This window comes from Collinsella sp. CLA-ER-H10, from assembly GCF_040092475.1.
GTDB lineage: Bacteria > Actinomycetota > Coriobacteriia > Coriobacteriales > Coriobacteriaceae > Collinsella.
On the sequence record NZ_JBBNLM010000001.1, the window covers coordinates 128,820 to 142,486 of the forward strand.

Consider the following 13,667-nt stretch of genomic DNA (forward strand, 5'->3'; position numbering starts at 1 on the left):
AAGTCTATAGAAAGGTTTGACGTTACTAACGTAAGGCGATACTATGATTGCATCGTATAAAGATGAGGATACCGAACGCTTTGCCATGGGTGTGCGGGTCAGGAGGTTCGTGCCCTTTGAGCGTGTTGCGTTGAGGAAGATTCGCCAACTGCAGGTTTGTGCTTCGCTTGATGATCTTCGCGTTCCACCGGGCAACCGCCTGGAAGCTTTGAAGGGCGATCGTGCCGGTCAATATAGCATCCGTGTTAACGAGCGCTATCGGGTCTGTTTTGAGTGGAGACAGGAGATGGCTTGGAATGTCGAAATCGTCGATTATCACAAGTGATGAGACTTCGGCCGATTTGCTGTCGCCGGTGACTCCTGGTGAGCTTCTCAAAGAGGAGTTTCTTGTTCCCATGGGCATTTCTCAATATCGCCTTGCGAAAGAGACTGGGATTCCGGCTCAGCGTATCGGGCAGATTGTCTTGGGAAAACGTCGCGTGACGGCCGACACCGACCTCCGTCTTTGCCGTTATTTTGGCCTGACGGATGGTTATTGGCTGCGCGCTCAGGTGGCGTTTGACCTTGAGGCCGAGAAAAGGCGGATCGAACCGGAACTCGACAAGATCGTTCCTGTTCAGCAGGCTATCGCACTGTAGTGCTCAAAGATGATGGGGGTGGCGCGGCGATGAGGCGACGCCGACAGTCTGCCGTATATAGTCCGGGTGGATGCGGGTGCGGTTTGCTGCTGCTTCCGGTTATTGCTGTGAGCATTGGCGTGATGTTTGCGCTTGCCGGGCTTGCCGCGGCGGCGCTCGTGCTGTTTATCACTGCCATCGGCGTGACGATTTGGCTCTGCCGCAATCGCGAGCAACGCCGTGCCGACGGTAAAACCAATGTCGGCTGGGTCGTCTTTCTGATCATTGCGTACCTGCTGAGTGCCAGCTACCTTGTTTTCTTTGTCCTGTTGATGATCAGTGCCTTTACCGGGGAATCCGTCACGGTGGGTTGATGCACTGCCAGCAGACGGTCGCGCGCAGTGCGTTTGCTCGGCGTTTGGATAACTGCATTGGTCGTTTACCGCAGCCTTAGCTCTCAGCTAATGAATTCAAGTTCAATCCTTCCTACGATGTGCTGTGTACCGGCACGGTAGCCGGATCGTAGGAAGGATGAATAATGGCAAAAGAGGGAAAGAAGCCAATCGGCAAGATTGTCCTAGGCATCATCGTGGTGCTGGTTATTGTCGGTGCCGTGGGCTCTATGGGCGGCAACTCAACCGATTCGTCTGCGAGCGATTCGGCAAAACCTGCCGAGACGACACGGCAGGCTGAGGAGCAAAAAGAACCGCAAGAACCGTATACCATTGCTGACGAGGCTGAAGACACTTCCAATCAGTTTACCTATAAGATCACGGGCACCCTGACCAATAACACGGACAAGGAAAAGAGCTACATTCAGATTGAATATGTTCTGTATGATGCCGATGGCAACCAGGTTGGAACGGCTCTTGCAAACACCAATCATCTGAAGGCGGGCGGCTCCTGGAAGTTCGAGGCGCTGGGTACGGTGTCTCCCGACCAGGTTGCTAGCTGGGAGCGTTCGGACGTAAGCGGTTTCTAGCATGTTGCATGCACTGGGGGAGGTGAAGTCGTATGTCCGATAAAAAGCTGACTGACGAGTTGCTCAATGAACTTCTCGACGCGCCAAACATCGATGGCTATATCAAGGAACACGACTTTGCCGCCCCGTCGCTTTCGGATTACTTAAAGCAGTTGCTGCAAGAGAAGGGGCTCGAGCGTTCGCGCGTGGTGCGTATGGCCGACCTCAACGAGACCTTTGGCTATCAGATCTTTACCGGTTCGCGCAATCCGAGCCGCAATAAGGTGCTGCAGATTGCCTTTGCAATGGCGCTGTCGATGAAGGAGACTAACCGCGCCCTGACGGCTGCCGGAGTGAGCGTCCTAAACTGCAAGGACCGTCGCGATGCAATCATTATCTTTTGCATCGACCGTGGCTGTAGCCTCCAAAAGGTCAATGAAGAGCTGTATCGCTTTGGCGAGGAAACGGTGAGTTAGTGGCCAATGGCTGAGCTGGCTGTTGCCGAAACAACTATGCGAACGAACAGGGTGCGGACACCATGGGGCGTCCGCGCCCTGCGTTATGATGGACGCCATGGATACTCAGAGCCCAACATATTCCGATGACGAGCTGACTGCTTCACTTGCCGAGCATTTGGCGTCGCTCGACCGCGATGACAGCTATCGTGTGGAGCGCGTGCTCAAGTGCTCGGATGTCGAGACGACCGAACTCGTCTATTTTGAGGGCTCTGGCGGCGGGTCTCTCGGTCCCTTTGTCCGCAAGCGCATCGATGCTTCGGCGCAGATTGGCGGGGCCTACGAGCGCCTGTTTGCGGCTCAGCGGGCCGGACGCCGTTTTGAACACTTACCCCGGATTGTCGATTGCCGCCGCGCGGGCGAGGAGCTCGATGTGGTGATGGAATATGTCGAAGGCGAGACGCTCGAGGCGCTCGTGGGGCGCCTGGGCGCGACGCCCGATTATGCCCGCGAGCTGTATCCCGTTCTGTGTGAAGCGGTGGGCGAGCTGCATGCTGGTTTTGCAGCTGCGGGGGAGCCAGGGGTACCGGTAATCCATCGCGACCTTAAACCCTCGAACATCATCGTATCGGGCGTGAGGTATGCGGCCGATGCTGGCATGACCTTCTCGTCGTTGGTGATTATTGACCTGGGAATCGCGCGCGTATGGCGCGATGGCGCCGATGCCGACACCGTCAAGTTTGGCACGCGACCCTATGCGCCGCCCGAGCAGTATGGGTTTGGGCAGACGAGTGTGCGCAGCGACGTGTACGCGCTGGGCGCCCTGTTGTTCTTTTGCTTGACGGGAGTCGACCCTAAACCAGGGCTCGACATGCGCGAGCAATGCGAGGCGCGCGGTATTCCCACTCCACTTTCCGATGCCGTCTGCATGTCGATGGCGCTCGATCCGGCCAAGCGTTTTGCGAGTGCGGAAGCATTGGGACGGGCGACGCGCGCGGCATACGATCTGAGTCGCCCCGTGCGGCCTCCTGCGCCTGCGCCTGTCCGTACTCCAGACTCGGAGACAGTGTTGGCGTCCCAAGGGCTCCAGAAACCCGCAGGGCTTCCTGGCCCTGCCGCCTCCGCTGCATGCGGTCTGCTCTCTCGCGTTCCGGAGTCTCTGGGGCGCATTTGGAATACGCTCGTCTGCTTCTCGCTGCTTGTGTTCTTTGCCGGTAGCCACTTTGCCGTCTTTCACCCCACGGGAGCAAACCAAAGCTACCCGACGTGGCTTCTCATAATCGAGTATTTTTTCTTTGTCGATGGCCTTATGGTGCTTATGCATTTTGCGCTGCTCGATAAGCGCCGTCTTCGTCGGCGATTCGCATTGCTCGACAGCTATCGCGGCAAGAAGCTCGCGAAGCTCTTGCTCAAGGCATTGGGTGTGCTGCTCCTATGCATGATCGTCATAGTCGCGGTTGCCAATGCGACCGGCGTCGTCGATACCTCCGCTACCTAAAAGAAAAGGGCCCCATTGGGGCCCTTTGCAGTTGCACTTAGATGCGGTTCATCTGAGCGGCGACTTTGTTGTACCAGTCCTGCCACGTGGGCGGGCAGTACTTTTTGGCCGCTGCCGGGGTAAGGGTGGAGCCGTAGTTGGCGCCCAGATAGGCAACGTGAGCGGAGATGCCCTCGCTCCAGCTGCCAAAGCTGCGCCAACCGCCGCCACGTGCACTCCAGCCCCAGGCGTTGTAAGAATTGGCGCAATAAGCACCCTTGGTGCTCTCGATGCAGGCGATGGCGGGGGACCAACGGGGGTCGACACCGGTATTCCAAGCGGCGACGGCAAAGTTATAGCCCTGGCCTGCCATGGGGGAGCCGGCGAGATAATTGTCGATGCGGCTCGTCCACTCATTAATGAACGAATCGTAATCGGAGCTACCGGTATTGGCGTTGTTCACCGTGGTGTCGATGGTGGTGTTGGTGTTGGTGGCCTGGCTGCTGGAATTGCTGCCGCTTACGCCCTCGCCCGAGAGCTTTTCGGCGGCAGCGGCCTTATCGGCCTCAAGCTTGGCAAGCTCGGCGGCATTTTCCTGCTCGGCTTTTGCCTGTGCCTCGCTGCGGAGCTGCTGGGCCTGCGCCAGCGCATCCTCGGCGTTTTTCTGCTCCGCCTCAAGCTGAGACTTGGCCTGCTGGAGCTCGGCCTTGTTCTGCTCGAGTTCGGTTTGCATATTATTGAGCTCTTCGATCTCGTCGACGCTCGAGCTCGTGATCTGGTTGGTGTATTTGCAGGTCGTGATGAACTCACCCAGGCTCTGCGCGTTGACCAGGAAGCTCACGATGGGGTTAGTGCCCTTCTGGTACTTGTACAGATCGCGCATGGCGGAGCTTGCCTTGGCCTGCTGCTCGGGAAGCTTAGCCTCGATTTCCTCGATGCTTGCCTCATTGGAGTCAATCTGCTTTTGCAGGTCATCGAGCTTGGTGCGGGCGTCGTTGTAGGCGCTCGTAGCGGCTTCGATCTTCTGCTGGGCTGCGGAAAGCTGGTCCTGCGTTGCCTGCGAGGCGGCATACGCCGCAACGGGGGAGAGCATCGGCGTGGCCGTCAGCGCAACGGCGAGCGCGGCGCTCGTGATGATACGAGCCGGCTTCGACGCAATGAGCGCTGCGGTGCGATGATTCGAATGCTGCATCCAGTCCCTCTGCAATCAATCGTAGGTTATGGTTCGAACGGTATTCTACTACTGCTTTCGACCTCAACTTGAACCTTAAAGGTCCCAAAGGGTCAAGTTGAACTTGAGGCTTTGGCTTTGACCTGCAGTTATGATGAATTGTTGAGAAACCATAGAGTTCAACTTTAACGTTACAGAGCCCTGTTTGAGAGGAGTTTTGGGCTGTAAAAGCCATCTCAACGTGGGGTTTTATAACTACAGCGTGCCCTTCTGGCGAGCCCGCTCAATCTCTTCGAGGGCCTCGGCGGGGGTGAACGAACAGGTGCCGTCGCCGGCGAGATAGTAGATGGCGCAGCGTGTGTGGCAGGCCTTGCCGATTTGGCTGATTTCGACAAGCACCTCGCTGCCAAGCTTGAGCTGCGTGCCCAAGGGGAGCGAGAGCAGGTTGATGCCCCGGGTTGTGAAGTTCTCCCCAAAGTCACCCTCGTGTACGTCGAGCCCGCGTGCCTGCGCCGTCTGGATGGACTCCGCGGCTAAAAAAGAGACCTGGCGGTGCCAATGCCCGGCGTGCGCATCGGTGGCGAGGCCAAATTGCTCTATAACGGTGTCGTGTCCATCGGCGACGGGCGACTTGCGCGTGCCCTTGTGCGCCGACGTGTTGATCGAGACGATGCGGGCGGGTCCGTTGTAGGCGTCGTTTGCCATGCACAGGGGAGCGGTCGCTTTCGCACGTTCCGCCAGCTCGCGCTTCGCGGCATTGAGGATGGGATTATCGGTCGGATGGTCTTGGGGCACGTGTGCGCCTTTCGTTTGAGGATGTCAATACGCTGAATCCTACAACAATGGTAGGTTCATTGCCCATTGTCATACAACGGTGAGCGCCGTCTTCGTGCTGGCCTTCGTGCTGGACGATTACGTCGATTGCCATAGATACGGTGGAGCTTTGGGCGCCGGCGGCTTGGCACGCTAGAATAAATCAGTTGCGCAAAGACCGCCCGTTGTGTGGGCAGTTCATGATAGGAAGTTTCCATGGCATTGCAATTTACAGAGCGCGAGTTCATTCCCGTGCTGCTTGGTGGCGACATCAACGCCTATTCGGTGGCGCGCGCCTTCTACGAGGAGTACCAGGTCAAGAGTCTGGTCTTTGGCAAGTATCAGACGGGTCCCGCGTACCGCAGCCAGATTATCGACTACACGCCCAACGTGGATATCGACACCATGCCCGTGATGCTCAAAACCGTCAACGGCATTGCCCAAGCGCATGCCGACAAGACGATTGTCCTTGTGGGTTGTGGCGACAACTATGTCGCTCTCGTGGCTCAAGCCAAAGATGCTCATGAGCTGGCGGATAACATCGTCGCTCCCTACGCGCCCTACAGCATGCTCGAGCAGTGCCAGAAGAAGGAGATCTTCTACGAGCTGTGCGAGAAGCATGGCGTGCCCTATCCGCACACGTTTACCTTTACCAAGGCGATGCTTAATGCCCAGGGTGAGGCGCCTGCCGAAGTGCTCGACCAGATCGATTTTCCTTACCCGATGATTCTGAAGCCTTCTGACGGCATCATGTGGTGGCAGCATGAGTTCGAGGGCCAGAAGAAGGCCTATGAGATTGCCGACCGCGCCGAGCTGGAACAGGTCATTCGCGATTCGTATGCCAGCGGCTACACCGACGACCTGATCTTGCAGGATCGCGTGCCCGGCAACGACGAGTACATGCGCGTGCTCACCAGCTATTCCGACCGCAACGGCAAGGTGCGCATGATGTGCCTGGGCCATGTGCTGCTCGAGGAGCATCAGCCCCACGGTGTCGGCAACCATGCCTGTATCATTACCGAGCCCAACGACGAGCTCATGGGCGGCGTGCGCAAGTTGCTCGAGGACCTTCACTTTGTGGGCTATTCCAACTTTGACGTTAAGTACGACGAGCGCGACGGCTCGTTTAAGTTCTTCGATTTCAACACGCGCCAGGGCCGCAGCAACTACTACGTTACCAACAGCGGCTTTAACGTTGCCAAGTATGTGGTGGACGAGTATGTGTTCAACCGTCCGTTTGAGCCGGAGTTTGTGACGGCTCAGGACGAGGCCCTGTGGATGGTCGTCCCCATGGGCGTCGTCGACAAGTACGTCAAGGATCCCGAGCTGCGCGCTAAGGTGCATCGCCTGGACAAGGAAGGCAAGGGCGCCGACCCTTCGTTTATGAAGGGCGACTTTGTCTTTAACCGCTGGCTGCGCATGTGGCACACCAAGCTGCGCCACTTTAAGCTGTTCAAGACGTATTACAAGTAGATGAGCGCGGCGCCCGTCCGGTTTGCATCGGGCGGGCGCGGGTATGATACGCGCAATTGCGCAAGCGTCATCAAGGAGGCGGCGATGGAAAAGCTGGGAGTTATCGGCGGCATGGGCGCCGAGGCCACGTCGTATTACTACGACCAGGTGGTGCGTCATACGGCTGCTGCCTGCGATCAGGAACATATCGACATGGTGGTGCTCTCCAAGTCGACCATGCCCGACCGCACGTTGGCCATTAAGACCGGCGAGCATGCCAAGCTGCTGGCGACCATGAAAGAGTGTGCCCAGGCACTCGAGTCGCTGGGCTGTGCGCACATTGCCATTCCCTGCAACACGTCGCACTACTTCTACGACCAGATCCAGTCGTTTACGAAGGTGCCGATTATCCACATGCCGCGTGAGTCGGTGCGCTATGCTCTGGCCGGTGCGGTGATGGGGGAGTGCGAGTTCGACCCCAACCTGAGTATGCCGGCCGAGCCGGTGCACAAGATTGGCATCATGGGCACCGACGGAACCGTGGGCGCGGGTGTCTACGGCCGCGAATGTAAGGCTGCGGGTGTTGAGGTCGTCTATCCCAGCGAGAAACGTCAGAACGATGTGATGTCGCTTATCTACGATGATGTGAAGGCCGGACGTGAGCCCGATATGGATAAGTTCGACCGCGTGATGTGGGAGTTCGCCCGTAGCGGCTGCGACCGCGTCATTCTGGCCTGCACCGAGCTATCGGTGCTGCAAAAGTACCGAGAGATGCCCGAGATCACCCTCGACGCCATGGATGTCCTGGTGCGCGAATCCATCATCCGCAGCGGCGTCCCCTACCGCCTCTAGCTTCCGACCCGCCAAAAAGGGACAGGTTTATTTTGGTAGGTTTTATCTGGTGAAACAGTAAAGGCCTCGGCTCGTTTGGTGCGAGCCGAGGCCTTTTGCGTTGGACGGTTGCTGTCGGTGGTGAACTAGAACAGGAAGCCGATGGCGATGAGGGCGATGCTGACGATGAGCGCGGCGATGTCCAGGCCCTTGATGGGGTAGCGCTTGTACGAGCTGGCGCGCGTACGCAGATAGAAGCCGCGCTGTTCTGCCGCCAAGGCTGTGGCATCGGTCTTGCCCACGCTCGAGATGAGCAGCGGCACGCACAGTGGCAGCATGAGCTTAAGCTTCTTGATGGGGTTCTTGGTGTCGTACTCGACGCCGCGTGCGGTCTGCGCCTCCATGATGGCGTTCATCTCCTGACCAAACACCGGCACAAAGCGCAGCGCCGTGGTAAAGGTGAAGGCATAGCGATACGGTACGTGCAGCACCTCGACGCAGGCGTTGGCAAGGTCGTTGAGCTTGGTCACCATGAGCATGAGGATGAGTGGTAGCGCCACACCCAGCAGGCGCAGGCAGGCCTTTGATCCTGTGATGAGGCCCGTGTCGGTGATAAAGCCCCACACCACGTTGCCATCGCGCATAAAGGCCAGCTGGAGCACCAGCATGATAAGCGCGAGCGGAATCAGCAACTTGAGCAGCGAGAACAGACGGTTGACGACGCCGGCATAGGCACCCAGCGCAAGGGTGAGTGCCAAAAAGCCTAGCAGCGCCACGTAGGAGTCGGACAAGAAGATGCCGACGATGATGGCGGCGGCGAGGCCCAGTTTGACGACGGGGTTCAGGTGATGCAGCAGCGTATCGCCCGGCATGTAGTCGATGACGTTAACCACGGTGGATCATCTCCTTGGTAATTCGAACGACATCGGTGACCTCGCTCACCTGCGCAAAAGCGGGCGAGACGGAAGATGCCAGACGGCGCGAGAGTTCAATAACCTGGGGAGGCTCCACGTAGGCACGCCGCATGAGATCGATGTTCGAGAATAGCTCGTGCGTGCGGCCGCGGTCGAGGATGCGACCGTCGGCCATTACCACAATGCGCTCGGCAAAATCCGAGACGACTTCCATATCGTGGCAGACCATGATGACGGCGCAACCGCGCTCGGCCATGGTGCGCACCGTTTCCATGACGGTCATGCACTCGCGGTAATCAAGGCCGCTCGTGGGCTCGTCGAGCACGACGATCTTGGGCTCAACCACTACGACGGAGGCAAGCGCCACCATTTGTCGCTGACCGCGCGAGAGCGAGAAGGGCGCCTCGTCGGCCGGCAAGCCAAAGCGGTCGATGACGAGCTGGGCGCGACGCAGAGCCTCGGCACGGTCGATGCCGGCAAGCTCCAGGCCAAAGGCGACCTCGTTGAGCACGGTGTCCTTGCAGATCTGGCGGTCGGGGTTTTGGAAGAGGGTCGCGACCTCGCGAGCGATGCGGCTCGTGGGAACGGCTGCGGTATCCAGTCCCGTGACGCGCACGCTGCCCGAGGCGGGCTTAAGCAGGCCTGTGAGCAGCTTGGTGAGCGTGGTCTTGCCGGCACCGTTCTGGCCGACGATGCCCACGAGCTCGCCGGGATAGAGGGTCAGGTTGAGGTCGTGGACGGCGGCGCCGCCATTGGGATAGGCAAACTCAACATGGTCGAAGGTGAGTACGGGCTCGGCGTCCTTGGCATGAGGGCGCAACGACGGTGCATGCGGGGAACCGGCGGGCGCCTGGGCTTCGATGACCGCGTGTACGGGGTCGACGATGTCCGAAATCAGGCGCTCGGCCTCATCGACATCCAAGCAAGGGGTGCCGCTTACCAGGCCATCGGTTTGGAGGCTATTGAAGATACGCGTGACGCGAGGGCAGTCGACGCCGATGGCACGGAGCTCGTCGGTATGCGCGAAGACCTCGTGTGGCTCGCCCTGCAGCGCGATTTCGCCATGGTTGAGCACGAGCACGCGGTTGCAGTACTCTGAGAGCAGGGCGACCTTTTGCTCAACGACGACGATGGTGATTCCAAGTGCGCGGTTTGCCTCACGCAGCGTCTCGAAAACCAACGTGGAGCTGGCGGGGTCGAGTGCCGCGGTGGGCTCGTCGAGAACCAAGACGCGCGGACGCATGGCGAGGATGGCGGCGATGGCTACCTTTTGCTTCTGTCCGCCCGAGAGGGTGGCGATCTCGCGGGCGCGCAGGTCGCTGATGCCGACGGTCTCGAGCGTTTCGCTCACGCGCTGCTCGATCTGGTCGTGGGGAACGGCAAAGTTCTCGAGGCCAAAGAGCATCTCGTCCTCGACGACCGAGGCGACCATCTGCGTGTCGATATCCTGCAGCACACTGCCGACGATTTGCGACACGTCGGTCAGCGAGACCTCGCAGGTGTCGTGGCCGTCAACCATGACGGACCCAAAGAACGTGCCGGTGTAGTGGTGGGGCACGGCACCCGACAGGCAGGCGGCAAGCGTAGACTTGCCGGCGCCTGAGGGCCCGATGATGCCGATGAAATCTCCCTTGTTCACGCTGAGCGAGATGTGGCTGAGCGCCTGCTCGGTCTGCGTGCCATAGGAGAACGAGACATCGTCGACGTTGATGATCGTTTCCATGGATACCTTTCATAGTCATTGGGGACGTTCTTTAATGACTAGTCGTTTAAGAACGTCCCCAAAAGCTAGTCGTTTGGGACAGTCTTTGATGGTGAAGCACGGAGACGGCTTTACGAGGGGCCCCAGGTTGGCGCGAAAGAGGAGCGAAGCGTACTTGGGTACGCGAGCGACGAATGAACGCCAAGATGGGGTGGCTCGTAAAGCCGAGCGGGTTAGTTGAGCCTAAGGGCCTTCTGAATGGGCAGGTAGAGGGCGCCGACCAGAATGGCGTTAAAGACGGCGGTCATGGCGACGACGGGCAGCATGGCGGCGGCGAGCTCGCCTACCACGCCGAGCATGGCCATCTTGATGATCATGAAGATGACGCCGGAGACAAAGGTGGTCAGGAAGGTTGCGACAATGGCGATCGCGGGCTTGACCTGACCGTTCTTGCCGGCGGCGTTGACGATGCCGGCCATGAGCATGGCGGCGATGCCTTCGGCGGCAAAATCGACAAAGGGCGAAGTGGTGGTGATCTGGATCACGGCAGCCGAGATGAGGCCAATGACGAGCGCCTGACCGATGTTGGGGCGAACGACCAGGATGGTGAGGCAGAAGGCCGAGATGATGAACTCGGGGCTGATCATGCCGCCCGAGATGCCCGAGATTGCCTTGCCGACGGTGAAGTTGAGGATGAAGCCGGCGGCGAGCAGGATGGCGAGCAGGACGAGGGCGCGGACATCGAGTTTGCCGCGGTCGGCGGTCTGGACGGTGCGGGGCTGGGCGGCGGTGGTGTTCTGAGACATGGTGAAAATCCTTTCGGAAGGGGAGTGCAAGAGAAAAGCGGAGGCGCGTGATGCGAATGCGATCGGGCTCGAGATAGAAAAAGGCCCCCGGTCGAAACCGGAGGCCTTCCAATCACCTAGAGCGCAAAAACAGGCATGAGAGACTCACTGTCGACCGATCGTATTCGCATCACGCCACCACCAGTTGTTGAGAGACGTCATCGTGTCCTTCATATTGGTGACTCCTTTCGTGATGCCATGGCGCGGTCGCACCTAGTTGCTGTTGCGCTGCACTATAGCACAGCGAAGTGTGTGCGGGGGAATCTTTTTTGAAAAGATTTCAGGCGGGTTTCCCGTCGGTCAATAAGAGCGGGCTAAGCGGGTGAGGTGACTCATGTGCCCCGCCCGCTCAGCTAGGACATGAGGGTCTTAGGCCTTCTTGCGACGATAGATCACGTAGGCGCAGACACCGATGATGACGACGGCGCCAACGGCCATGGCGGCCATGTTGTTGCCCTCGGACTTCTCCTCGGCGGCCTCTTCCTCTTCGGCCTCGGGCTCGGCCACGTCCTCATCGGAAAGGGCCTCGTCGGCGTAGGTGATGGACTCGACCAGGCAGTCGTTGTCAGCATCGTAGTCACTCGGGACGAACTCCTCGGAGAAATCGCCCTCCTTGAGGTAGTCGCGCATCTCCTCGAGCATGGCCTTGCACTTAACATAGGTGTTCTTGGTTGCAGCCTTGCCGGCCTTGTTGGCCAGGGCGGTACGGGCCTCGGTGCCTTCTTCGGCCTGCATGGCCTCGTCGACGGTCAGGTTCTGCTCGATGAGTTCCTTCTGCAGGGCGTCGAGATAGGCGCGGACGCCGGTGGCGCAGTGGTCGCGGTTCTCATAGGCGAGCGTGTTGATGTCCATGAGGACGTAGTTGATGGAGTTCTTGGGCTCCTCGTTGTTCACGACGTCTTCCTCTTCGCAGTGATCGAAGGAGACATCCTGATCGCTGAAGTAGGGGCTGACCTCGGTGAGCAGTGCGGAGTAGAAGGGGATGGCGACGGAGAATTCGGCGTTGGAGAGCATCTCCCACTGAATGGTCGCGATCTCGGGGTCCATGCCCTGACGGATCTGGAAGGTGTGGATCTCGGTGTTGCGGTTGGAGCCGATGGCATAGGCGCCGTCGGTGTTGGCGTTGAGGCCGGCGACATTCTCGCCGCGAGCGGCGAAGGAACGAATCATCTCAAAGGTGTTCCAGTCGGACTTGCCGGGCTGGAAGAACAGCGGCTGCATCTCGTGGACCAGGGCGCCGGTCGTGGCGCGAGCCTCTTCGCGCTCGTCCTTGACGATCTCGTAGTCGGTGCCCTCGGCAAGCGGAGCCATGAAGTAATCACGACCCTGGATATAGCGCGACCACTGGTGCATACCGGCCTCGCTAATCTCCTCGCCGTAGGTCTTGGCGACGTCGAACTTGCCGTCGGTGTACTCGGCAAAGCCCTTCTCCTTAGGCATGGACTCGATGCCTTCGGAATGGAGACAGTTCTCGGTGTCATCGAGGTCGACGTTATAGGTGAGGTTGCCGATGTTGGGGTTGAGCGAGGCGATGTCATCGGCGAGCTTCATAGCAATCCACTGATGGCCGGAAAGCGCGGCGAACAACCAGGTCTCGGTGCTGTCGGCGATGATGATCTGGTCGTTGGAGCAGACGCCCTGCTCGTCGATCAGGCTGCCGATGAGCTCGACGCCCTCGCGGGCCGTGGCGCTCTCGCCCAGGATGACGCTGGCATAGCTGTATTCGCCAATGCCAGTCTCCTCGGTGATGGGGTCGGCCTCTTCGGCCTTCTCGTTATAGGAGGTGCTCAGCGTGGCAGAGCAGGAGACGCCCTTCTCGTTGATGCCTGCCTCGGAATATGCGTCGTAGCGATCTTCCCACTGCGAGGGGTTGTCGCGAACGAAGGTGTAGCGGTAGGTTGCGCCCTTGGACTTGTACTCAAAACCGGACTCGACCGAGGTGTACTCGTTGCCGTCCTTGTGTGCGGGCTCAATGCCAAAGTGCTTGACATAGCGCGGACCGAAGTCCTCGGAACGGCCGTAGTACGTGTTGCCGTCTGCCGTGAGCTTGCTGCCCATGTAGATCTGGGTGCAGGCGAGTGCCGAAGTCGGCATGGCCATGATGGCCGTTGCTCCAAACGCAAGGCCGCAGCCGAGCTTTTTGAGCGTGTTGACAGGATGAGTAAACCTCATAATCCCTCCCAACCGTTGAAACCCCGCGGAACCGTGCAGGATTTCAGCTAATAAATACATCTATTAGCCTATAGGAAGTCTCAATAGTATTCATCTATTTCGATGAAATACTCGATGAGCGTCCTAAAATATGCGATGAGCGGACAATAATACTCATTATCTAGCTTTATTTAAATAAAGACGCCCTGCAATTACTGTACCTGAATAAAGCGCCTTGCACGGGGCACAAAGAAAAATCCCCCGCTGTCGTGCAAATG

The 13,667-nt window shown here is 58.8% G+C and carries 14 protein-coding genes; 8 read left to right on the top strand and 6 right to left on the bottom strand.

Annotation, left to right across the window (positions count from 1 at the left end):
- The first annotated feature begins 43 nt into the window (after positions 1–43).
- From AAAX36_RS00605 to AAAX36_RS00630, 6 genes are all read left to right on the top strand, one after another.
- Positions 44–325: a type II toxin-antitoxin system RelE/ParE family toxin gene (locus AAAX36_RS00605; RefSeq protein ID WP_006234335.1), complete on the top strand. Its 282-nt coding sequence runs from the start codon at positions 44–46 to the stop codon at positions 323–325.
- On the top strand, positions 297–638 hold the full coding sequence (locus AAAX36_RS00610) for a HigA family addiction module antitoxin (RefSeq protein WP_050766086.1): 342 nt from the start codon (positions 297–299) through the stop codon (positions 636–638). Before AAAX36_RS00605 ends, AAAX36_RS00610 begins: the two co-directional genes overlap by 29 nt.
- 83 nt (positions 639–721) lie before the next feature.
- Positions 722–991, top strand: coding sequence for a hypothetical protein (locus tag AAAX36_RS00615; RefSeq protein WP_050766085.1), 270 nt, complete (start codon positions 722–724; stop codon positions 989–991).
- A 164-nt stretch (positions 992–1,155) separates the two neighbouring features.
- Positions 1,156–1,599 (top strand): FxLYD domain-containing protein, encoded by a 444-nt coding sequence (locus AAAX36_RS00620; protein WP_006234331.1) that lies wholly within the window; start codon positions 1,156–1,158, stop codon positions 1,597–1,599.
- Between the two features lie 32 nt (positions 1,600–1,631).
- Complete coding sequence (locus AAAX36_RS00625; protein WP_138112139.1) at positions 1,632–2,054, top strand: XRE family transcriptional regulator; 423 nt, start codon at positions 1,632–1,634, stop codon at positions 2,052–2,054.
- Positions 2,055–2,151: 97 nt separating this feature from the next.
- The gene (locus AAAX36_RS00630) at positions 2,152–3,531 is read left to right on the top strand and encodes a protein kinase (RefSeq protein ID WP_175406013.1); all 1,380 of its coding nucleotides are present in this window, start codon (positions 2,152–2,154) and stop codon (positions 3,529–3,531) included.
- 37 nt (positions 3,532–3,568) lie between these two features.
- Here the strand turns inward: AAAX36_RS00630 and AAAX36_RS00635 are convergent, their stop codons facing one another.
- Positions 3,569–4,702 carry a glucosaminidase domain-containing protein gene (locus tag AAAX36_RS00635; RefSeq protein WP_117770125.1) on the bottom strand — a complete coding sequence of 378 codons (1,134 nt, stop codon included), beginning with the start codon at positions 4,700–4,702 and terminating at the stop codon, positions 3,569–3,571.
- 234 nt (positions 4,703–4,936) lie between these two features.
- On the bottom strand, positions 4,937–5,476 hold the full coding sequence (locus AAAX36_RS00640) for an MOSC domain-containing protein (RefSeq protein WP_349073679.1): 540 nt from the start codon (positions 5,474–5,476) through the stop codon (positions 4,937–4,939).
- A 234-nt stretch (positions 5,477–5,710) separates the two neighbouring features.
- Here AAAX36_RS00640 and AAAX36_RS00645 point away from each other — a divergent pair, with 234 nt between their 5' ends.
- Together AAAX36_RS00645 and AAAX36_RS00650 are read left to right on the top strand one after the other, a co-directional pair.
- Complete coding sequence (locus AAAX36_RS00645; RefSeq protein WP_035137907.1) at positions 5,711–6,967, top strand: ATP-grasp enzyme; 1,257 nt, start codon at positions 5,711–5,713, stop codon at positions 6,965–6,967.
- 84 nt (positions 6,968–7,051) lie between these two features.
- Complete coding sequence (locus AAAX36_RS00650) at positions 7,052–7,798, top strand: aspartate/glutamate racemase family protein (RefSeq protein ID WP_229030310.1); 747 nt, start codon at positions 7,052–7,054, stop codon at positions 7,796–7,798.
- 125 nt (positions 7,799–7,923) lie between these two features.
- On the opposite strand, the gene AAAX36_RS00655 is transcribed toward AAAX36_RS00650, so the two are convergent.
- The 4 genes from AAAX36_RS00655 to AAAX36_RS00670 all read right to left on the bottom strand — a co-directional run bounded on the left by AAAX36_RS00655 (position 7,924) and on the right by AAAX36_RS00670 (position 13,410).
- On the bottom strand, positions 7,924–8,670 hold the full coding sequence (locus tag AAAX36_RS00655; RefSeq protein WP_138112145.1) for an energy-coupling factor transporter transmembrane component T: 747 nt from the start codon (positions 8,668–8,670) through the stop codon (positions 7,924–7,926).
- The gene (locus AAAX36_RS00660; protein WP_349073680.1) at positions 8,663–10,414 is read right to left on the bottom strand and encodes an energy-coupling factor transporter ATPase; all 1,752 of its coding nucleotides are present in this window, start codon (positions 10,412–10,414) and stop codon (positions 8,663–8,665) included. The genes AAAX36_RS00655 and AAAX36_RS00660 overlap by 8 nt, the downstream gene beginning before the upstream one ends.
- Before the next feature lie 212 nt (positions 10,415–10,626).
- Positions 10,627–11,199, bottom strand: coding sequence for a hypothetical protein (locus tag AAAX36_RS00665; protein WP_195245723.1), 573 nt, complete (start codon positions 11,197–11,199; stop codon positions 10,627–10,629).
- A 408-nt stretch (positions 11,200–11,607) separates the two neighbouring features.
- Positions 11,608–13,410, bottom strand: a complete 1,803-nt coding sequence (locus tag AAAX36_RS00670) for a C69 family dipeptidase (RefSeq protein WP_175406014.1) — start codon at positions 13,408–13,410, stop codon at positions 11,608–11,610.
- Positions 13,411–13,667: the final 257 nt, after the last annotated feature.